At 70.4% G+C, this 20998-nt stretch carries 19 protein-coding genes and 1 pseudogene; 10 read left to right on the forward strand and 10 right to left on the reverse strand.

Annotated features, from left to right (window positions below):
* A partial coding sequence (locus BCY76_RS10855; RefSeq protein WP_085437666.1) for a thioredoxin domain-containing protein occupies nt 1-1892 on the reverse strand: 1892 nt, incomplete at its 3' end.
* Nucleotides 1893-1992: 100 nt separating this feature from the next.
* Here BCY76_RS10855 and BCY76_RS10860 point away from each other — a divergent pair.
* The 3 genes from BCY76_RS10860 to BCY76_RS10875 all read left to right on the forward strand — a co-directional run bounded on the left by BCY76_RS10860 (nt 1993) and on the right by BCY76_RS10875 (nt 5627).
* Complete coding sequence (locus BCY76_RS10860) at nt 1993-2859, forward strand: methylenetetrahydrofolate reductase (protein WP_201791118.1); 867 nt, start codon at nt 1993-1995, stop codon at nt 2857-2859.
* Nucleotides 2860-3061: 202 nt separating this feature from the next.
* Nucleotides 3062-4507, forward strand: coding sequence for a dicarboxylate/amino acid:cation symporter (locus BCY76_RS10865; RefSeq protein ID WP_085437668.1), 1446 nt, complete (start codon nt 3062-3064; stop codon nt 4505-4507).
* A 568-nt stretch (nt 4508-5075) separates the two neighbouring features.
* Nucleotides 5076-5627: an endonuclease domain-containing protein gene (locus BCY76_RS10875; protein ID WP_070160027.1), complete on the forward strand. Its 552-nt coding sequence runs from the start codon at nt 5076-5078 to the stop codon at nt 5625-5627.
* Nucleotides 5628-5732: 105 nt separating this feature from the next.
* Here BCY76_RS10875 and BCY76_RS10880 read toward each other — a convergent pair whose 3' ends face one another.
* From BCY76_RS10880 to mca, 4 genes are all read right to left on the reverse strand, one after another.
* Nucleotides 5733-7208: a S9 family peptidase gene (locus BCY76_RS10880; RefSeq protein WP_237090103.1), complete on the reverse strand. Its 1476-nt coding sequence runs from the start codon at nt 7206-7208 to the stop codon at nt 5733-5735.
* Nucleotides 7205-7801, reverse strand: a complete 597-nt coding sequence (locus tag BCY76_RS19375) for a hypothetical protein (protein WP_237090104.1) — start codon at nt 7799-7801, stop codon at nt 7205-7207. Before BCY76_RS19375 ends, BCY76_RS10880 begins: the two co-directional genes overlap by 4 nt.
* A 16-nt stretch (nt 7802-7817) precedes the next feature.
* Nucleotides 7818-8204 (reverse strand): hypothetical protein, encoded by a 387-nt coding sequence (locus BCY76_RS18620; RefSeq protein ID WP_070160025.1) that lies wholly within the window; start codon nt 8202-8204, stop codon nt 7818-7820.
* Nucleotides 8205-8291: 87 nt separating this feature from the next.
* Nucleotides 8292-9152, reverse strand: a complete 861-nt coding sequence (mca, locus tag BCY76_RS10890; RefSeq protein WP_070160049.1) for a mycothiol conjugate amidase Mca — start codon at nt 9150-9152, stop codon at nt 8292-8294.
* A 300-nt stretch (nt 9153-9452) separates the two neighbouring features.
* Here mca and BCY76_RS10895 point away from each other — a divergent pair, with 300 nt between their 5' ends.
* The 4 genes from BCY76_RS10895 (at nt 9453) to greA (ending at nt 12336) form a co-directional block, all read left to right on the forward strand.
* Entirely contained in the window at nt 9453-9875 is a 423-nt protein-coding gene (locus BCY76_RS10895; RefSeq protein WP_070160023.1) for a DUF4307 domain-containing protein, read from the forward strand.
* Nucleotides 9875-10714, forward strand: coding sequence for a molybdate ABC transporter substrate-binding protein (modA, locus tag BCY76_RS10900; RefSeq protein WP_070160021.1), 840 nt, complete (start codon nt 9875-9877; stop codon nt 10712-10714). The genes BCY76_RS10895 and modA overlap by 1 nt, the downstream gene beginning before the upstream one ends.
* A gap of 7 nt (nt 10715-10721) precedes the next feature.
* The gene (locus BCY76_RS10905; RefSeq protein ID WP_070160019.1) at nt 10722-11522 is read left to right on the forward strand and encodes an ABC transporter permease; all 801 of its coding nucleotides are present in this window, start codon (nt 10722-10724) and stop codon (nt 11520-11522) included.
* Nucleotides 11523-11832: 310 nt separating this feature from the next.
* A complete protein-coding gene (gene greA, locus BCY76_RS10910; protein WP_070160016.1) occupies nt 11833-12336 on the forward strand; it encodes a transcription elongation factor GreA in 504 nt (167 codons plus the stop codon).
* Here the strand turns inward: greA and BCY76_RS10915 are convergent, their stop codons facing one another.
* From BCY76_RS10915 to BCY76_RS10930, 4 genes are all read right to left on the reverse strand, one after another.
* Entirely contained in the window at nt 12337-12681 is a 345-nt protein-coding gene (locus BCY76_RS10915; protein WP_139827747.1) for a hypothetical protein, read from the reverse strand.
* An 11-nt stretch (nt 12682-12692) separates the two neighbouring features.
* The gene (gene ilvA, locus BCY76_RS10920) at nt 12693-14048 is read right to left on the reverse strand and encodes a threonine ammonia-lyase (RefSeq protein ID WP_237090105.1); all 1356 of its coding nucleotides are present in this window, start codon (nt 14046-14048) and stop codon (nt 12693-12695) included.
* 29 nt (nt 14049-14077) lie between these two features.
* Complete coding sequence (locus tag BCY76_RS10925; RefSeq protein WP_085437677.1) at nt 14078-15640, reverse strand: AI-2E family transporter; 1563 nt, start codon at nt 15638-15640, stop codon at nt 14078-14080.
* A 170-nt stretch (nt 15641-15810) separates the two neighbouring features.
* Nucleotides 15811-16728 (reverse strand): Bax inhibitor-1/YccA family protein, encoded by a 918-nt coding sequence (locus tag BCY76_RS10930; protein WP_070160012.1) that lies wholly within the window; start codon nt 16726-16728, stop codon nt 15811-15813.
* A gap of 339 nt (nt 16729-17067) precedes the next feature.
* On the opposite strand from BCY76_RS10930, the gene BCY76_RS10935 reads away from it, so the two are divergent.
* The 3 genes and pseudogenes from BCY76_RS10935 (at nt 17068) to BCY76_RS10945 (ending at nt 19563) form a co-directional block, all read left to right on the forward strand.
* Complete coding sequence (locus BCY76_RS10935; RefSeq protein WP_070160010.1) at nt 17068-17673, forward strand: biotin transporter BioY; 606 nt, start codon at nt 17068-17070, stop codon at nt 17671-17673.
* A 118-nt stretch (nt 17674-17791) separates the two neighbouring features.
* A complete protein-coding gene (locus BCY76_RS10940; RefSeq protein WP_170922664.1) occupies nt 17792-18358 on the forward strand; it encodes an energy-coupling factor transporter transmembrane component T in 567 nt (188 codons plus the stop codon).
* Nucleotides 18359-18445: 87 nt separating this feature from the next.
* Nucleotides 18446-19563: pseudogene (locus tag BCY76_RS10945) on the forward strand (LacI family DNA-binding transcriptional regulator).
* Here the strand turns inward: BCY76_RS10945 and BCY76_RS10950 are convergent.
* Nucleotides 19476-20795 (reverse strand): ABC transporter substrate-binding protein, encoded by a 1320-nt coding sequence (locus tag BCY76_RS10950; protein WP_083277480.1) that lies wholly within the window; start codon nt 20793-20795, stop codon nt 19476-19478. The pseudogene BCY76_RS10945 and the gene BCY76_RS10950 overlap by 88 nt on opposite strands.
* Nucleotides 20796-20998 lie beyond the last annotated feature (203 nt).

Raw genomic sequence — 20998 nt, forward strand, 5'->3', positions numbered from 1 at the left:
GCCCCCGCCACCGTCGGCGCCTTCGCCGCCACCAGCCGCACATGGTGCAGCAGGTCCGTGGCCCGCAGCTCCAGCGGCACCTCCAGGGCCTCGGCGGTCTGCAGCGCGCCCGCCAGGGAGGCCACCGCACTCGGCTCGGGGCCGTCCAACGGTCCGGCCAGGCTGGGGCCCGCCTGGGCGGCGGTGAGCAGTCCGTCGTCGTCGAGGTTCTCCAGCACCTCCCAGCCCTGCTCCCCCTGGCGGGTGAAGGAGGCCAAGGTGGCCCGCAGCACCGCGACGCCGCGGTCCAGCCAGGACCGCCGGCCCGTGGCGGAGCTCAGGGCGAAGCAGGCTGAGGCCACCTCGGCATGATCCGCCACCGTGCCCGGGCGGCCGTCGGTGCAACCCCCGTAGGAGACCCGGGCGACGCCGGAGACGCCGCTGCCCCCGTGCTGGACATGCAGGCCCCACAGCGACTCGGCCAGCTCCTCGGCGAGGTGCAGCGGCTCATCCTCGCCCCACAGCATCGCGGCCTCGGCCAGGGAGCGGACCGCCGTCGCGTTCCAGGAGGCCACCACTTTCTCGTCCCGACTCGGCTGGGGTCGGGAATCCCGGCGCCGCAGCAGCTCGGCGGCCACCGCCTCCCAGTCCTGCTCGTCCTCCGCGCTCAGTGGGGCGGAGAAGTGCAGGGTGCGGCCGGTGGTGACGTCCACGTGGCCACCCTCCGGCGGGGCGCCGCGGCTCAGCGTGGCCAGCCGGCGAGCCTGGTCCATGCCCAGCCCGGCGGTACGGCCCGCGTCGACGATCTCGGCATCGCTGAACAGGTACGTGCCGCCTTCGACGTGACGGCCCTGCTCATCCACCGTGTCCGCGTCCAGTGACGATGCCAGCAGGCCTTCGGCAGTGACCATGCGGCGACGCAGCCACCCGATGGTGGCCCGCGCCCGATGCTCGGCACGGCGCCGCTGCGCCGCGGAGGCGGCCGGGTGCACACTCAGCCGTGCCAGATGCCCCAGCAGCTGGGCGTTGTCCGCCAGCATCTTCTCGAAGTGCGGCACCATCCAGGCACGGTCGGTGGCATACCGGGCGAAGCCGCCGTCGACCTGATCGAACAGGGCGGAGCGACCCATCGCTTCCAGGGTGCCCACCGCCAGCTCTCCGGCGATCTCGTCCTGCTCGTGCGTGAGGCGAGAACGCCAGAAGGACTCCTCCAGCAGGAACCCCAGCAGCGGTGAGGGCGGGAACTTCGGCGCGGCGCCGAAACCGCCGTGGACGGTGTCCTCCTCACCGGCCAGCGTCGCCAGGGCATCCTCGACCCACTCGTCGGAGGCGCTCTCAAGGCTCGCCGCGGTGCCGCCGTCGGCGTCCTCGTCGCCCAGGACCGGGCTGAGCGCGATCTGCGACTGCTGTCGCCGCTGCGCACCGAGCGCCTGGGCGATCTTCTCCGCCGAGTCCTCCACCTCCTGACGTCGCTGCGTCCACGCCGCGTGGACGGCGTCGAGCACCTCCCGGAAGGCCGGCACACGGCCGCGCCGCAGCGGCGGGAAGTAGGTGCCGGCGTGGAAGACCCGCCCGTCGGGCAGGGTGAACACGCTCATCGGCCACCCGCCCTGGCCGGTCAGCGTCTGGGTGGCGGCCATATAGGCGTCATCGACGTCCGGATGCTCCTCCCGGTCCACCTTCACCGCCACGAAACGGGAGTTCAGCACCGCCGCGGTCTCCTCGTCCGCGAAGGACTCCCCCGCCATCACGTGGCACCAGTGGCAGGCGGCATAGCCGATGGAGAGGAACACCGGCACATCCCGACGCCGGGCCTCCTCGAAGGGATCCGGCCCCCACGGGTGCCAGTCCACCGGATTCTCGGCATGCTGACGCAGGTACAGAGAAGGGCTCTCAGCCAGACGATGTCCCATGACGCCAGTCTCCCGCAGCGCCTGCGGCCGCGTCGATGGCGGCCCACCTGGCGCGGGCCCCATACTGGTCCCCAGGCCCGACCCGCACGAGGAGATGACGATGGCGCGACCCCTCACCCGGAACGACGACGAACGCGCCGTGCTCGCCCGGCTCGCCACCGGCATCAGCTACGAGGTGATGCCCTTCCCCTCCACCGTGGGAACGGTCCGCGCCCATGTGCCCACCGAGGTGCCGCTGACCGTCACCGCCACCGGCGGCAAGGGTTTGGAACCCACCATCGCCACGTCGATCGCCCTGCGGCAGGCCGGCTACACCGTGGCCCCGCATCTGGCGGCCCGGCTCATCACCGGCCCCGAGGAGCTCGACCAGATCCTCACCCGCCTCGAGGCCGGCGGGGTGGACAGGCTGTTCGTCATCGCCGGCGACGCCGGACAGCCCGCCGGTGTGTTCACCGAAGCCCTGGACGTCCTGCGAGCCCTCCAGGACCGCACGCACCTGTTCAAGGACCTCGGCATCGGCGGATACCCCGAGGGGCACGCCGGCCTGTCCGACGAGCAGGTGCGTCAGGCCATGCGGGACAAGGCCCCCTACGCCCACAGGATCCTCACCCAGATCTGCTTCGACGCCGACGCCTTCCTCCGCTGGGGCGCCCAGCTGCGGACCGACGGCGTGGAGCTGCCGGTCTACGCCGGGATGCCCGGGCCCGTCAGTCGGCAGAAGCTCATGAGGATCTCCGCCTCCCTGGGCCTGGGGCAGTCCGCGAACTTCCTGAAGAAGCAGCGCACCATGCTGTGGAGGTTCTTCTCCCCCGCCGGCTACAGCCCCGACGGCCTCGTGCGGGGCCTGGTGCGCGGCCTGCCGGAGAGCCGCGCGCACATCGCCGGATTCCACCTGTTCACCTTCAACGAGATCGCCGCCACCGAGGCCTGGCGACGCCGGCTCCTCGCCGAGGCCGGCCTGGGCTGAGGCGCCGCCTCCGTCGTCGGTCCGCCCCGAGGTCCTCAGCGGTCCCCGTGACCGCCACCACGCCTCCGTAACCTGGCGACATACGCGGAATAGTGCGGACAAGCGCCCCGTTCCTCCCTCCGTGCCGCGGCAGACGCCTGCCGCCTGACGTGAGACCACCCCGGACCCGGAGTCCGGAACGACCTTGGAACGGAGCACCCCCATGTCTGCACCTGCGCAGTCCGCAGAGACGACGTCCGACTCGCCACCGGCCAGGCGGCTGCCCGCCTGGATGACGTCCTTCGGCAACCAGATCCTGGCCGCCCTCATCCTGGGGCTGGCCGTCGGGTTCCTCGCCCGCGGCATGGGCGGCACCGAGGAGGACCCGAACTGGCTGACGGCCACCGTCACCGAGGTCGGCGGCATCTACGTGTCCCTGCTGACCGCCGCCGTCGTGCCGCTGGTGTTCACCGCCGTGGTGACCTCCATCGCCCAGCTGCGCGAGGTCACCAACGCCGCACGGCTCGCCGGCCAGACGCTGCTGTGGTTCGCCATCACCGCGTTCATCTCGGTGCTCATCGGGATCGCAATCGGCGTGATCGGCCAGCCCGGCCAGCACACCGGCGTCACCGCCGACGCCGCCGCGGAGCCCGGACGCCAGGGCTCCTGGATCGGGTTCCTCGAATCCCTCGTGCCGGCCAACTTCATGGGGCTCACCGCGAACTCCTCCCTGGCCGACGACGGCACCATCAGCACCGGGCTGACCTTCAACGTGCTGCAGGTGCTGGTCATCTCCATCGCCATCGGCATCGCCGCCATGCTGCTGGGCAGGAAGGCCCAGCCCTTCCTGGACGTGACCTCCTCGGTCCTGGCGATCATCCAGAAGGTGCTGTGGTGGATCATCCGTCTGGCGCCGATCGGCACCCTGGCGCTCATCGCCCGGGCCGTGGCCACCTACGGCTGGGACGCGCTGTCCTCGCTGGGTGTGTTCGTGCTGTGCATGTACGTGGGCCTGGCCATCGTGTTCTTCCTGGTCTACCCCGTGCTGGTGCGGGCCAACGGCCTCTCGGCGAAGCAGTACTTCACCGGCGTCTGGCCGGCCGTGCAGCTGGGCTTCGTCTCCCGCTCCTCGGTGGGCACCATGCCGCTGACGCAGCGGGTCACCGAGCGGAACCTCGGGGTGCCGCGCGCGTACGCCTCCTTCGCCGTGCCGCTGGGGGCGGTGAGCAAGATGGACGGCTGCGCGGCCCTCTACCCGGCCATCGCCGCGCTGTTCGTGGCCCAGTTCTTCGGCCTCGACCTGACCATCACCCAGTACGTGCTCATCGTGTTCGTCTCGGTGATCGGCTCCGCCGCCACCGCCGGCACCACCGGCGCGACCGTCATGCTCACCCTGACCCTGTCCACCCTCGGACTGCCGCTGGAGGGCGTGGGCCTGCTGCTGGCCGTCGAGCCGATCGTGGACATGGGCCGCACCGCCCTCAATGTGGCAGGCCAGGCGCTGGTGCCCACGATCGTCGCCAAGCGGGAGGGCCTGATCGACATGGAGCTCTACACCGCCAGCCGCACCGGAGTGCCTTTCGACGACGACACCGAGGAGGACGGGGACGAGGTGGAGGCAGCCGCCATCGACCGAGCTGAGGCTGAGGCGGCGCGCCCCGCCCGCTGAGCCTGCCCCTTCGGCTGGTGGGGAATTCTTCGAGGTCCATGCTCCTGTGCGGGCTCTGCACCTCGAGGAATTCCCACCCGAGCGAGACCTGGCCGTCCCGTCCCAGTCCGTCTGACGCAGCCTGTGGAAAACGCCGACGCGTGATCGGCCGGTCGCGGCAGACTCGTCGCATGCCCCGACGACGTCCGCTCCCTGACGACCTCCTCCACTCCGCTTTCACCCGGAGGACTGCCCGGTCCCTCGGAGTCCCCGATGACAGGCTCCGCCGGCTCGACGTGGTGAAGCTGCTGCCGGGGGTCTACGCGACACGGACCCTCGTGGAGGAGACTGCCCCGGATCGCCGCCATCTGATCGCCGCCTCCGCGCTGGTCCGAGACACTCCCGGAACCTGGGTGTCCCATACGACGGCGGCCCAACTGCGAGGCCTGTGCTCCCACCTCGGCTGGCGCAGGAGACCGCCGTCCACCTCAGCAGCCATGCCTCCCGCGACACGCGGGTGCAGAGACGAGGCGTCGTCGGACACCGGTGCGCAGTGCGGGACCAGGACGTCGTCCTCGAAGGAGCTCATATGCTGAGCTCACCGGCCCGGAACTGGATCGAGCTCGCCGCAGACTGTTCGATCCGGCAGCTGGTGGTGCTCGGAGACCAGCTGGTGCGCACCCCGTATCTCCGGTACGAAGGCCGCAGCCTGCCTCACACCGGACGTGACCAGCTGGATGACATCGTCGACGTCGCCTCAGGAACACCTGGACTGCGACGCGCCAGGGCCGCGCTGCGGTGGATCCGTGAAGGGTCAGACTCTCCCCCGGAGACCCTTCTCCGACTGGCCCTCATCCGGGAGGGTCTCCCCGAGCCGCAGCTCCAGGTGCCGGCCGCCGCCGAGGTCCCCGGTTCCCCGCGTGCGGACCTGGGCTATCCCGAGTGGCGGATCGCCATCCAGTACGAGGGAGCCACCCACTACACGCCAGAACAGCACCGCTCCGATCATGTGCGGGACAATGCGTTCTTCGCCGACGGGTGGCTCGTGCTGCGGTTCGACCGCAGCGATCTGCGGGATGGATTCAGACGAGCGGCGCAGCAGGTCCGGGGAGCGCTGAGGGCCCGGGGTGCGCCAGGGTGAGGCCCGGCGGCGGCAATCTGTCGGGGAGAAACTCGAGACACGACGCGCGACGCAGCTCTCCCACCACGAGAATTTCCCCACTCGACGGGAGACCCCGACCGACCCTCAGCGGGTGAGCGCCAGGCGCGGCACGCCCGGAGGCTCGAAGCCGAAGACCTGGCCGTAGAAGCTCAGGGAGGCCTCCAGGGCGGCGATGATGTTCTCCGCCTTCCGGAACCCGTGCTGCTCGCCCTCGAAGAGCAGGTAGGCGTGGGGGATGCCCTTGGCCGCGAGCGCGTCGCGGAACATCTCCGCCTGGTTGGGCGGCACGATCGGGTCCTCGTCGCCCTGGAGGAGGAGCACCGGGCAGGACAGCGAGTCCACATGGTTCAGCGGGGCCCGCTCCACGTAGATGTGCTCATCCTCCGGGTACCGGCCGATGAGCCCGTCCAGGTAGCGGGACTCGAAGTCATGGGTGTCCTGGGCCAGCGCGACGGCGTCGGCCACTCCGAAGCTGGAGACCCCGGCGGCGAACACGTCGGTGCGGGTCAGGCAGGCCAGCGTGGTCCACCCTCCGGCGCTGCCGCCCTCGATGCCGAGCCGCCGCCCGTCGGCGATGCCTTCTCTCTCCAGGTGGCGCATCACCGCGGCGGTGTCCTCGACGTCGACCACACCCCACTGCCCCTTCAGCCGCTCCCGGTACGCGCGCCCGAAGCCGGTGGATCCGCCGTAGTTGATGTCCACCACGCCGATGCCGCGGGAGGTGTAGTAGGCGATCGCCAGGGACAGCCCGACCGCGGCCTGCCCCGTCGGCCCGCCATGGACCTGGGCGATGAACGGGGGCCGCTCGCCCTCCGGCGCCTGCGCCCCGGTGTTCCGCGGACGATAGAGCACCGCGTGGATGTCCTGCCCCTCCTCGGAGGTCACAGTGATCGGCTCCGGCACCGGCAGCAGCCCCGGGTCCGGCGCGTCGTTCCGGGAGGAGCGCACCGTGTGCACACCGTCCACGCGCCAGTCCCCGTCGCCCGCGGAAGGACGGACCAGCTCGGCGGCGTGGACCCCGGAGAAGTGCTGCGGGGACATCCCGGCGAAGGCCAGCAGCCCGTCCTCACGATGCACCACGCCCGTGATGAGGGTGTGCGGCAGGTCCAGCTCCGTCACCGTCCCGGCAGGGATGTCCAGGACGCCCAGGCGGTCGACGGCGGTGCCGTGGACCACCAGGGCGGTGTCGGCATCCAGCGGCGTCAGCCAGCGCTGGCCCAGCTGCCACAGGGGCCCGGCGAACTCCTGGGCCGCGGCCTCCCCCGCCGGCAGCACCGGCTCCGGGTCCGCACCCACGGTGAGGGTCCACGGGTTCCACCATCCCGTGCGGTCGCACAGGTAGATCAGCCGCTCGGCGTCCCGCCATTCGGGCTGCAGCACGGAGGTCTCCGTATCGCCGTCGGCCACGGTGTCCTCGACGACGACGCCGGCCTCCAGCCGTCCCACGTGCAGCTGGGTGCCGTCCCAGGGCATCTGCGGGTGCTCCCAGGAGATCCAGGCCATCCGGGCACCGTCGGGCGAGACGCGCGGGTGGGCCACGAAGCGCGACGACGGCGTCACCTGCCGCACCCGGGCGGCGTCGTCGGCGGCGGAGCGTCCAGCGGGACAGCGGCGATGTACCGTTCGATGCCCGAGCCGCGGGTGTGGTCTTCACAGATCCACCAGACCTCGTCGCCGTCGGGACCGTGCACGTGGATCGGCTGCGCCCAGCGCAGCGAGGGCCCGCCGGCGGAGGCGACCATCTCTCCGATCGGGCTCAGCGGGGTGGGGTCCTCCCCCTCCCGGAAGCGGTGGATGCGCTGGTCGGCGAAGTTCACGAACAGGATCAGCGGCGCGTCGCCGCCGTCGTCGAAGGCCAGCCAGGAAGAACCACCGTACTCATGGACCCGGGACCGGGCATTGTAGGGAGCCGGCAGCACCGTCACTGTCTCGGCGGCACCATCGGAGGAGGCCGTCACCGGCGACGCCGTCCTCACGATCGCCTGCCGCCCGGCCTCGGCCGCGATCCCCTCGGTCCACCACAGATGCCGTCCCACCAGGGACGGCGCAGAGACCCGGTTTCCGCCCACGGCGAGCTGCTCCGCCGTGATCGTCGAGGGCCATTCTCCGTAAGGCAGGGTGACAGGGGCCGGGGAGGATGAGGCGTCAGTCATGACGCCAGTCTAGGGATCAGCGGGCAGTCTCGGTGCCCGGACGCTCGTCGTCGGCCTCGGCCGGGGTGTCCTCGGCGGGCTGCGCGGTGCCGAACCGGTCGGCGGCCGCGGCGTCACGGGCCCGCTGCTGAGCCTCGGAGATCTCCGCGGGGACGATCTCCCCGGGGAACTCGGGCTCCTCCCCGGACAGCTCCGCCTCCACCTGGGAGCGGTACTTCATCCGGCGCATGCGCTTGGCAAGATCACGGACGACCACGATGAGCAGCACGACGATCAGCGCGGTGAACAGGAACCCCTCGATGCCGGGGGTGATGTCAGACTCCTCGAGGCCCGGGCGCAGGTCAGGCGTGTCACCGCCGCCCCCACCGGGCCACCAGTTCGTCAGTGCAGGGAAAGGATGCACGGGAGTCTCTCGCCTCTGATCTGAAGTCTGTCGCTTGTCCGAGGGCCAAGTCTACGCCGTGTAGAAAACGAAAGCACACGGCGCAGGTCAGCGGATCCCGGCGAACAGGTCGTGCTCGGGCAGCTGCGTCTCCACCCGGGAGTCGATGAGCACATAGTCGTCGTAGGGCCACACCTTGCGCAGGAAGTCGTTGGGCGTGGCGAAGAAGAATCCGTCCGGCTCCACCTGCGTGCGGTGGGCGCGCAGGGCACGGTCGCGCAGCTCCAGGTAGTCGCCCACCGGCACCTGAGTGGTCACCTCGTGCTTGGTCAGCCAGGGTATGCCGCCGTCGTCGTCGTAGCGAGCGATCCGCTCCCCGTAGGGGGAGTCGTAGCCGGCCTCCACGAGGGCCTCGTGGATCGCACGGAACCGGCCGGGGTTGAAGGCCCGGTCATAGTAGAGCTTCTGCGGCTCCCACGGCTCGCCCGCATCCGGGTAGCGCTGGGCGTCTCCGGCGGCGTGATACGCCTCCACTGAGATCTTGTGGGACATGATGTGGTCCGGGTGCGGGTAGCCGCCGGACTCGTCATAGCTGATGATCACGTGGGGGCGGAAACGGCGGACGAGCCGGACCAGCGGGTAGGCGGCCTGCTCCAGCGGCAGCGTCGCGAAGGACCCCGCCGGCAGAGGGGGCATCGGGTCGCCCTCCGGCAGGCCCGAGTCCTCGAAGCCCAACCACACGTGGTCGATGCCCAGCGCCTCAGCGGCCTCACGCATCTCCTGCCGACGCACGCCGGTCAGGTCCCGGTGGCACTGCTGCAGCTCCCCGGCCGCCTCGTTGAGCAGGTCCCCCCGCTCCCCTCCGGTGGCCGTGGCGACCACGACCTCGGCGCCGGCGTCCACATAGGCGGCCATCATCGCCGCGCCCTTGGAGGACTCGTCATCCGGGTGGGCGTGCACCGCCAGCATCCGGAGCCCTTTCGACCGTGGCACATGCTCATGGGGTGCCTCGGCATGTGGGTCGACGGCGTCCCGCAGTCCGCGCGGCGGCTTCACCGTCGCCGCGTCCCGACGGATCACGGGCGTCGAGGCAGAGAGGGTGTCAGCCGGATGGTCTGGGGTCGGGGTCACAGTCGGTCTCCGTGTCGGTGGTCGGGGTACAGGTGGTCGGGGTGCAGGTCCTCAGCACTGAGCGGGGACGCCCGAATCTGCGCGGGAGCCCTCACCCCTCCACGCATCAGAACTCCCTGACGCACTAGAATAATCCCGATGAGTCACACGCCCGCCTCCCCCAGCCTCGCCGAGCGCTACGGCACCGCCAAGCGCCCCCTGACCGCCCGGACCCGCACGTGGCTCATCGTGGCGGCCCTGGCGGCCGCCCTGGCGGTGGCCGTGTACTTCACCGTCGGCAACACCGTGGGGCAGATGACCTCCAAGGATGTCGGGTACATCATCCATTCGGACACCGAGGCCTCGGTGGACTATGAGGTCACCAAGGACTTCGACGCCACCGTGCAGTGCATGGTCCAGGTCCTCGACGACACCTACGCCGTCGTCGGGGCCAAGACCGTCACCATCGGCCCGCATGAGGGCAGCGACTCCTCCGACAGGAGCCAGTATTTCCGCACCGATCTGCGCACCGAGCACCGCGGAGTCACCGGCATCGTGGACTCCTGCTGGGAGCTCGACTGATGCGACCAGGCTCCTGGTTCCACCGCATGCGCGGAGTGATCGCCCTGGCGCTGCTGGTGTGCTTCATCGCCGCCTTCGTGCTCACCGCCTGCTCCGACGATGACACCGAAGCCGAACCTCCTGCCACTCCGACCACCGAGGTCACGGTGCTCGCTGCGTCGTCGGTGGAGCCGGCGCTGCGGCGTGTGGACCAGGACCTGCGCTCCCGCGGCGCCAGCGTGACCCTGAGGTCCGAGTACGGCGGCACCTCCACACTGGTCTCGCAGATCCGCTCGGGACGCGCCTTCGACATCGTCATCACGGCCTCGCGCACGCACATGGCGGACCTGGTGGACGACGGCGCGGTCGCCGGTGACGCCTATCCGCTGGCCACCAACCGGCTGGCTCTGGTGGTGCCGGCGGACAACCCCGGCGAGATCGACAGCTTCGACGACTTCATCGCCCACGCCGCCGAGCTGACCACCGCGACCTGCGCCGAGGACGTCCCTTGCGGGGAGCTGGCCCGCACCATGCAGGAGGAGCTCGGCGTGGACGTGCACGCCGACACCGAGGAGACCTCGGTGGCCTCTGTGATGACGAAGGTCCGCATGGGCGAGGTCGACGCCGGCTTCGCCTACCTCACCGACGCCGAGGCCGCCGACGACGAGGTCGAGGTCTTCGAGATCCCGGACTTCCCGCACAACGACACCCAGATCTGGGCCGCGGTCGCCGCCGAGCCTCAGGAGCAGGAGGCCGCCGAGCAGCTGTTCACGCTGCTGGTGGGAGAGTCCGGGCGCACCGCGTTCGAGGAGGCAGGTTTCCTGCCGCCCCCCGCCGCCGAGGCCTCGAGCCTCGACTGAGCCCTCCATGGTGCGACGCACGAGCGCTCTCCCCGGCCTGCTGTGGCTGCCCGCCGTCGTCGGCGCCGTGCTGCTGACCCTTCCCGTGCTCTCCCTCCTGGTCGAAGCCGACCTGCCGGCCGTGCCGGAGCTGCTGGCCTCCCCCACCACGCGGGAGGCCCTGCTGCTCAGCGTCCAGACGGCGACGGCGGCCACCGGGCTGTGTCTCGTCTGCGGGATCCCTCTGGGGGTGCTGATGGCCCGGGGTCGGGCGCGCCTGCTGCCCTGGGTGCGTCCGCTGGTGCTGCTGCCGCTGGTGCTGCCGCCCGTGGTGGCCGGTGTGGCGCTGCTGGCGGCCTTCGGACGTATGGGCCTGGTGGGCCAGCCGCTGCATGCCCTGGGCGTGCAGATCACCTTCACCTCCCTCGCGGTGGTGCTCGCCCAGGCGTTTGTGGCGATGCCGTTCATGGTGCTCTCCGTGGAGTCCGCCGTGGCGTCGCTGGACCGGGAGTATGAGGAGGCGGCCGCGACTATGGGGGCCGGCCCGCTGGCCACCCTGTGGTGGGTGGTGCTGCCGCTGGTCCGCCCCGGTCTCCTGGCTGGGACCGTGTTGTGCTTCGCGCGCTGCCTGGGCGAGTTCGGCGCGACTCTGGCCTTCGCCGGATCCGCGGCCGGGACCACCCGGACCGCCCCGGTGGAGGTGTACCTGCTGCAGCAGTCCGACCCCCAGGCCGCCGCTGCGCTGGCGGTGGTGATGATCGCCGTCGCGCTGATCGTGGTGGGACTGGTCTACGGACCCGGGCGCAGACTGTTCAGCGTCCGGAGGTGAGGGCAGCACTGCCAGCCTCGCAGCGACGACGACCCTGTGCCGTGGACGACACTGTGCCGTTGACCCTGCGCCGTTGAGGTTCTGGCCCGTCACCACTACGATTGTGGAAACGCAGAACCACCCCGCCGGGGAGCTGCCGGGCACCAATCCCGGGGCACACGTCCTCAGGCGGGGTCTCTGCATGTACGACGAGGAACCGCACGGCATCGCTGTCCGGAGGGGTCCGCCCCACCACGGAGGGCGATGCCGTCTGACGTGTCGGGCCCCTGGCCCGGCGCCCGGTTCCTCCTCAGACCCGAGGAGAACTACAGTGTCGACGCACGCTCACGAGACCGATGAGAACGCCCAGTGGCTGACCCAGGAGGCGTATGACCGCCTCAAGGCTGAGTTGGAACACCTCAGCGGCCCCGGTCGACAGGAGATCGTCGACCGGATCGAGTCCGCCCGCGAAGAGGGCGACCTGAAGGAGAACGGCGGCTACCACGCGGCCAAGGAGGAGCAGGGCAAGGCCGAGGCGCGCATCCGCTACCTCACCGACCTGCTCGAGAACGCCTACGTCGGTGACGCCCCCGCCGGCGACGGCACCGTGGTGCCCGGAATGGTCGTCACGGCCAAGATCGCCGGCAACACGATGACCTTCCTCTTCGGCAACCGCGAGATCGCCGGCAACTCCGACCTAGAGGTCTACTCCGCCAGCTCCCCGATCGGGGCGGCCATCAACGGCGCCAAGGCCGGCGACTCGCTGTCCTACGCCGCGCCCAACGGCAAGGAGATCCTGGTGGAGATCGTCTCCGCCGAGCCGTTCACCGGCTGATCAGACCCAGCCGTCGAGGTCGCTGGCGTTGTCCTGACGTCGGCGGCCTCGGCGGACGCTGCGCCGCAGACGACGCTGCTGGCGTCGAGAGCGCCCCGCAGCACGAGACGACACCCCGTCGCCCTCGGCGGCGGGGTTCTTCCGTCTCTCCTCACGGCGACGCATCCAGCGACCCAGCCACCACGCCAGTCCGGCCAGCGCCGCCAGGCTCAGCGCCCACATCAGACCGATCAGCGCCAGGCCGATCAGATCCGCCCAGGCCCCGTCAGGTCCACCGCCCTCGGTGACCTCGCCACCGACGCCGGCGCTGAGACCCACGCCGGCGCTGACGGAGAACTTCATCATCGAGACGGGCATCAGTTCATCACGATCGGTTCGTAGCCTTCGGCGCGGAGACTGTTGAGCACCAAGGCGGAGTGCTCCTCCCCCTTGGTCTCCATGTTGATCACGATGGAGACGTCGCCCATGGACAGGGCCCCGCCGATGCGGGTGTGGTCCACCCCGGTGACATTCGCGTCAGTGTCGGCGATGATGCGCGAGATCATCGCCAGCTCCCCGGGCCGGTCCTTGAGCATCAGCTTCACCGTCAGGAAGCGGTTCGCCGCGGAGAGGCCGCGCTGGATGACCTTGAGCATGAGCATCGGGTCGATGTTCCCGCCGGAGAGCAGCGCCACGATGGACTTCGGTTCGATGCCGAGTCCGGCGAGCTTCCCTTCCAGCAGCGCGGCGACGCCGACTGCGCCGGCCGGCTCCACCACCATCTTCGAGCGCTCCATGAGGAAGATCAGCGCCTGGGCGATCGCGTCCTCGCTGACGGTGACGACGTCGTCGACGAGGTCCTTGATGATCTCGAAAGGGATGTTCCCGGGCCGCCCCACGGCGATCCCGTCCGCGATGGTGCGGACCCCCTTGATGGGCACCAGCGCGTCCGCGGCCAACGACGGCGGATAGGCAGCCGCATTCTCCGCCTGCACCCCGATGATGCGCACTTCGCGGCCCTGTCGCGCCGCCTCCTGCTTGATGGCCACCGCATTGCCGGCCAGCAGTCCGCCGCCGCCGATGCCCATGATGACGGTGTCGACGTCGGGGACCTGCTCCAGGATCTCCAGGCCGATGGTGCCCTGGCCGGCCACCACGTCGGTGTTGTTGAACGGGTGGATGAACACCGCACCCGACTCGGAGGCGTAGTTCTGGGCCTCCGTGAGAGCCTCGTCCACATTGGAGCCGTGCAGGATCACCTCGGCCCCGTGGTCACGCGTGGCGGCCAACTTGGGCAGCGCCACTCCGCGCGGCATGTAGATCTTCGCCCGGATGCCGAGCTTCTTGGCCGCCAGCGCCACGCCCTGGGCGTGGTTGCCGGCCGAGGCCGCGACGACGCCGCGCTCCTTCTCCTCTGCGGAGAGCCGCGCCATGCGCACATACGCGCCCCTGACCTTGAAGGAGCCGGCCCGCTGCAGGTTCTCGCACTTCAGATGCACGGTGGCGTCCATCATGCGCCCCAGAGCACGGGAGTGCTCCATGGCGGTCGGCACGATGACGCCGTCCAGCAGCTCGCGGGCCGCCTGAACATCCTCCAGCTGCACGCTCAGGTGCCGTCCGGGGATCCGGTGCTCCGCCTGATGCTCCGTGATGGCGTCTCCTGAGGCCGAGGAGCCCTGCGGGCTCGGAGTGGATGTCATGGTCTCGCGCTCGATCTGGTCGGTCTGGGTCATCGTGGTCCTGTGTCAGTCCTTCTCAGAGGTCAGTCCTTCTCGGAGGCACGGTCGCCTCGGGAGACCCCAGCGTCATGTGCAGTCGAGTCGGCAGCGGGGCCCTCGGCCTCCTCCCCGGCGCCGTCGCCCTGCTTGCCGCCGCGGCCCCCACGCCGGGCGAAGGCCGGCTTGTCCGGGTCCAGTCCCGGCATGGTCTCCAGGAAACGTCGCTTGATCCCGGCCAGGGCCTCCTGCTCCTGGGCCTCGATCTCGCGGCGGGCGGCGACCCGGCGGAGCTCCTCCTCCTGCTGTTCTCGTTCCATGGCGATCGCTTCGTCGTCGTGCCGCCACTCCTCCTTCACGATGTAGCGCACCGAGCGGTTGATGAAGGCCAGCACCGGCACAGCGAAGAGCGCCCCGACGATGCCCAGCAGGGTGGTTCCGGCGGTCACCGCGAGCACCACGGCCAGCGGGTGGAGCTTCACGGCCTTGCCCATCACGATGGGCTGCAGCACGTTGGACTCGATCTGCTGGACCAGCAGCACCACGCCGAGCATCAGCAGAGCATTGACCAGCCCGTTGGCCACCAGCGCCAGCAGCACGGCGATCGCGCCCGTCACCACAGCACCGATGATCGGGATGAAGGATCCCAGGAAGACCAGCACGGCCACGGGCAGCGCCAGGGGCACTCCCAGCAGGGCGGCGCCGATGCCGATGCCGACGGCGTCGACGGCGGCCACGAAGACCTGGACGCGAACATAGGAGCCCAACGCCGACCAGCCCCGCCGGCCCGCGCCGTGGATGGCGGGACGGAACTTCCGCGGGACGAAGTTCACGGAGAAGTCCCAGATGCGGTGGCCGTCGGAGAGGAAGAAGATCAGAGTGAACAGCGCGAGGATCAGCCCGACCATCAAGTTTCCAGCCGTGGAGCCGATGGACATGGCTCCGCCCAGGATGGACTCCGCGTTGTCCTGCACCCACTGGGTGGCCTCGGCCATCCACTGGTTGAACTCCTCAGCGGAGATGGAGATGCCGAGATCCCGGCCGATCTCCTCGGCCATGGCCACCAGCTCCAGGACACCGACGCGCACCTGGTCGGCCATCTCCGCGAAGCCGGTGATGATTTCCTGGCCCACGAGGTACAGCAGGCCGACGACGAATCCGATCAGCAGCAGGATCGTGGTGATCGCCGCCAGAATCCGCGGGAAGCGCAGCGTGCGGAAGAAGTTGTGGACCGGGCGCAGCAGCGTGGCCAGCAGCGCGGCCACCAGCAGCGGGATGATCAGCAGCGAGACGTAGCTCAGCAGCCACAGCAGCACCCCGGTGAACGCCAGGATCAGCAGCACGCGCCAGGACCAGGCGGCGGCGATCCGCACGCCCCAGGGGATGTCCTCCTGGATCCGCTCGGCGTCGCTGAGCCCGGCCAGTCGCTCGTGCTCGAGCTTCCCAGAGGTCACCGGGTCCGCCCCCGCAGGCTCGAAGCGGCGGCGGTGGCGCCGGATCCGGACACGCCGGACTGAGACGCCGGCGTCGCTCGCAACCGCGGCGTGGGCGCCCACCGGCACGGCGGCCGGCGGCTTCCGGCCGTCACCGCGGGCTTCCTCAGCGTTCATGCGCTCCATGGTGGCACAGCACTCCTGGACTCGAAGGATCAGTGTGTGAAGGTTCAGGGACTGAGACGCCCCGGACGACGACGGGCCCGCAGCGCACCGGAAGCGGTGCGCGGCGGACCCGTCGCGATGTCATGCCGGCCGCAGACAGCAGCCGGAGCGAAACTGCGGCGTCATTCCGCCATGGACCGGATGATGGCGATGATGCGCAGGATCTCGATGTAGAGCCACACCAGACTCACGGTCAGGCCGAAGGCCGCGGCCCAGGAGTACTTGGACGCCACGCCGGCCTCCACGCCTTCCTGGATGTTGGTGAAGTCCAGCACCAGCGAGTAGGTGGCCAGCAGGATGGCCAGCGCGCCGATGGCCAGGCCGATCCACGGGCTGAACTCGGTGCGCAGACCGAACATGGAGCTGGTGCCGCCGAACATCATCAGGCCGAAGTTGACCAGGCAGAACACCAGGTAGGCCAGGCCGGCCACCATGAACATCTTGTTCAGCTTGGGCGTGGCGCGGACCTTCCCGGAGCGGAAGAGCACCAGCACCGAGGCGAAGACGATGGCGGTGCCGAGGACGGCCTGCAGCACGATGCCCGGGAACTGGTACTCCAGGAACATCGAGATGCCGCCCAGGAACAGTCCCTGGAAGGCGCTGTAGGCGAGGATCAGCGCCGGGTTCGGCTCGCGCTTGAACGCGTTGACCATGCCCAGGGCGAAGCCGCCGATGACGCCGAGCAGCATCAGTCCGCTGGCCAAGCCGAAGCTCATCGCCCCGGCGGTCACGGAGATGCCCGCTCCGACGAGCACCACGACGAAGCTGATCAGGGTCTTGCGGATGACCTCGTCATAGGTCATCCGGCCGAGGTCCTGGCCTGTGGGCGAGGGCTGGCCGTACATCTGGTGCAGCTGGTCGGCACCCGGGGCCTGCTGGCCGGGCATGCCGTGCTGCTGGGCGTAGCTCGGACCGGCTCCGGGGTGCTGTGCCCGGGGCTGCTCGGTCACGGTGCCCTGGTCGCTCATGTAGAAACGACGGCGCTCGCGCTCCTTGAACTGCGAGGGGAACGCCTGCGAGTTGAAGATCGGGTTGGACATGTCGTGGGCCGCACTCCTTATCGGGGCTCGTGGCTCTGTCGAGTGCGCAGCACCTGCGCTCGGCGAGCGAGCGACTCGGCGACGGGCTCTCACCCGCCGTCGCAGGGGTGCAACGCTGACGCACCGTGTAGACAGTCTACCGGGAACACGGCGTGATGTGCGCCGCATGTCCCCTGGTGAGACCGCATCAGCGCCGCTGTCCGCGCAGAGCTGACCGGGGCGCAGTGGCGAGAGACGGTCTCCACGGCCTACAGTGGGGCCGCAGACCGTATTGAACAGCGTTCAAACCGTCGGCGACGCGACTCGCCGGCGCCAGGACGCCCCACTCCTGGAGCCCCGATGCCCCCGTCCGAGACCCTCGTCGCCGGCCCGGCCACCGCCGCCGTGCGCGGGATCGCCCAGATGGCCATGTTCGCCGCGCTCGTCGCGGTGCTGGGCCAGCCCTTCGCCATCCCCGTGGTGGCCGGAGTGCCGATCACCCTGCAGACCCTCGGGGTGATGCTGGCCGGCGCGATCCTGGGCCCCTGGCGAGGGGCCGGGGCCATGGTGCTGCTGCACGCCCTCGTCGTCGCCGGCCTGCCCCTGCTGGCGCAGGGCTCCGGAGGGCTCGGCGTCTACGCGGGCCCCACCGCCGGGTTCGCGCTGGGCTGGATCCCCGCCGCGCTCGTCGTCGGGGCTCTCACTCAGTGGCGCTGGCCGCTGGCCTGGTGGCGGACCGCTCTCGGCGTCGCCTTGGGCGGGATCGGGGTGATCTATGCCTGCGGCATTCCGGTGATGGCCTACCAGCTGGGCCTCACGCTCCCCCAGGCGACCGCCGCCACCGCCGCATTCCTCCCGGGCGACCTCGCCAAGGCGGTGATCGCCGTGCTCATCACCCACGCGCTGGTGAAGGCCTATCCCGCACCCTTCAGCTGGGCGCGCCGCCGCGGGGCCCCCGCGCGATGACGACGGCACGGCCGGCATCGGGGTCCGTGCGACGCCGCGCACCCCGGGCGACCTCGGCGGGACCTGCGGGCGGAGGCGCGGCCTCCGCCGTCATGCGCTGCATCAGCCGGGCACCTCGGTGCTGCACCGCACGGGGGTCGGCGTCAAGTTCCTGCTGGTCTTCCTGCTGGCCCTGGGGGTCTCCCTGCAGCGGGAGAACCCGTGGGCGATCCTGGGTGCCTGGGCCCTGGTGGTCCTCGGACATCTGCTCGCCGGAACCGGGGTCTCCGGGCTGCTGCGGCGCCTGTGGGGTCTGCGCTGGATCCTGCTCATCCTCACTGTCCCCCAGCTGATCTTCCTCGAGCCGCAGGTCGCCCTGCTCAACGTCTCCCGCGTGGTCGCGGTGATCATGGTGGCCGGGCTGTTCACGCTCACCACCCGCACCTCAGACATCCTGGAGGGATTCGACCGCGCCCTGGCGCCTCTGGCGAAGCTCGGCGTCGACACCTCCCGGATCTCCCTGGCCCTGTCCCTGACGATCCGCTCCGTGCCCGTGATCCTGGCGTTCTCCGGTCAGATCCGCGAGGCGCTGCGGGCCCGCGGCCGACGCGTCACCCCGAAGGCGCTCATCATGCCGCTGCTGGTGATGTCGCTGCGCCATGCCGAGGAGACCGCTGAGGCCCTGGCGGCCCGCGGCGTACGCTGAGCGCCGCCGCTCCGCGGCATCGCATCCGGCAGACAGAATGTCCTACGATGTCATGCAACGGACGCCCCCGCCTTCAGGAGACTTCGCATGGCCTTGCCGCAGCGCGCCACCCTCGACGACGTCGCCCGCCTGGCCGGAGTGAGCCGCAAGACCGCCTCACGCGTCTACAGCGAACCCGAGAAGGTCGCCGCCGCGACGCGCGAGCAGGTCCTGGCCGCCGCGCGTCGGCTGCGGTTCCGCCCCAACACGCTGGCCCGGACCCTGCGCCGAGGAGGCACCACCCCCACCGTGGGGCTGCTCATCGGTGAGATGAGCAACCCCTTCTATCATGCGGTCGCCGCAGGCATCGAACATGAGCTCTCAGCCTCCGGACTGACCCTGGTGATGGGCTCCAGCGACGACACGGAGGAGGGTGAGGAGCGGGTCGCCGACGCGCTGCTCTCCCAGCGGGTGGCCGCGCTGCTGATGATCCCCTCAGCGGCCGACCAGTCCTATCTGGACGGCGAGCGTCAGCTGGGCACCCCGGTGATCGCCGTGGACCGCCCCGCCCGGAACCTGCTGGCCGACGCCGTGCTGCTGCAGAACCGCGCCGGGGCCCGACAGGCCGCCGAGGCGCTGCTGAACGCGGGACACCGCCGGATCGCCTACCTGGCCTCCCCGGCAGACATCCACACCCAGCATGAACGACTGGCCGGCTACCGGGAGGCGATGGCCGCCGCGGGGCTGGGCGACACTGCGGCGCTGGAACACCTCAGCGACGACGTCGTCGAGGACGCCGTCGCCCGGGCGGCCCTGGACACCGCCGAGCCTCCGACCGCGTGGTGGCCGGCAACAACAGGATGAGTGTGGCTGTGCTGCGCGCAGCCCGCGCGCTGGAGACGCGGCCCGCGCTCGTCGGTTTCGACGACTTCGACACCGCCGACGTGCTCGGCATCAGCGTGGTCAGCCACGACCCCCTCGAGATGGGCCGCCGTGCCGCGGCCCTGGCGGTGGAGCGCATCGCGCGCCCCACCACCGTCCCCGAGGTCATCGAGCTGCCACCCGCCTGGAGCTGCGGGGGTCCGAGTCGAGCACGGGCCTGGCCTTCTGAGCGAGCTGCTCCGGATCAGCCGCCCGATCAGCGCAGCGCGTCCTCGATCTCGCCGTGCATGGCCTCCGCGGCATCCTCGGCGCTGAGCCTGCCGAAGAAGAACTCGTCCATGTAGCGGATGATGATGTCCTGGACTGCGCCGTAGCCCTCCGGCGGCATCGGTGGGGCGTCGGCCACCACGTCCTCCAGGCTCTCGGAGTACTCGACCACCTGGGTCTCCACCTCGCCGAGGTCCTCGCGGATCTGGTCACGGATGGTCTCATTGCCGGGGATGCCCCGTTCGATCTGCTGCAGCTCGCCGGCACGCTCGTCATTGACCAGGAAGTCCACGAAGAGCTGGGCCTCCTCCGGGTGGTCGGTGCCCGTCGCCACCGAGTAGAACATGGAGGCCTTGTAGTACATACCCGCCTCCGAGGCGTCCCCGGCGCGGCTGGGCACCATGAGCGGCTCCAGATCCGCGGAGGCATCTCCGGACAGTGCCACCAGCATCGCGTCCCAGACCGGCGCCGCGGCGGCCTCGCCCGTGGCGATGAGGGTCTGTTCCCGAGCGATGCCGTGCTGCTCGGACATCTCTGCGGCCGACGGCAGTGCGCCGTCTTCCTGGAACTCGCCGAGCATCTCGAAGTACTCGACGGCCTGCTCCGGCTCCCAGGCGAGCCCGCCGTCGTCGCCGATCATGCTCACGCCATGGGTCTGACGCAGCCACAGCTCCAGGCCTCCGGAGTCGAAGAAGGTGGCCAGCCCATAGCTGTCCGTCTCCTCGGAGATCGCGGTGGTCAGGTCCTTCAGGTCGTCCCAGGTCCAGGTGGCACCGTCGGGCATCTCCTCCCCGGCCTCCTCGATCAGGCTCGGATTGACCGCATAGGTCAGCGCCGTCTGCCCCACGGGCATGGCGTAGAGCTCGCCGTCGAGCGTGCCGGTGTCCAGCAGCTCCTGGGTGAACTCGCCGGTGTCGATCTGGTCCAGCGGCAGCAGGACGCCGGACTCGATGTACTCGCGGAGGTAGACCAGGTCCATCTGGATGATGTCCGGGGTGTCTCCGGCCGCGGTCTGGGTGGCCAGCTGGTCCCAGTAGCCGTCCCACTCGCCATAGCGGGGCTCCACGGTGATGTGCGGATGCTCCTCCTCGAAGAGCGCGATGATCTCCTGGGTGTACTGGTGCCTGACGTCTCCGCCCCACCAGCTGAAGGTCAGCGTGACGTCGCCGTCGTCGCTGCCGTCGCCGCAGGCGGTCGCGGCGAGCCCAGCCACCAGCAGAGCGCCGAGCGGCCGGGTCCAGCGTCGGCGCCGCCGACTGGGACGGGGCGGCGCAGCGTCGGGCAGTGATGGACGCATCCTGGGTGTCATGGGGACTCCTCATCTCGGGGAATGGGCTGGGTCTTGCTGATGGGCTGAGGTCTGTCGATGGGCTGGGGCTGGAGAGAGCACAGGGGGCCCCGAGGCGTGCCATCGGTGTGGCCTGATGCCTCGGAGCCCCCTGCGTATTCAGTTGTCGCACCGGATCCACTCTTCGCACCAGAAGAGGGGCTTCAGTCCGTGATGTCCGGGGC

The sequence above is a fragment of the Nesterenkonia sp. PF2B19 genome, assembly GCF_001758425.2.
Classification (GTDB): Bacteria; Actinomycetota; Actinomycetes; order Actinomycetales; family Micrococcaceae; genus Nesterenkonia; species Nesterenkonia aethiopica.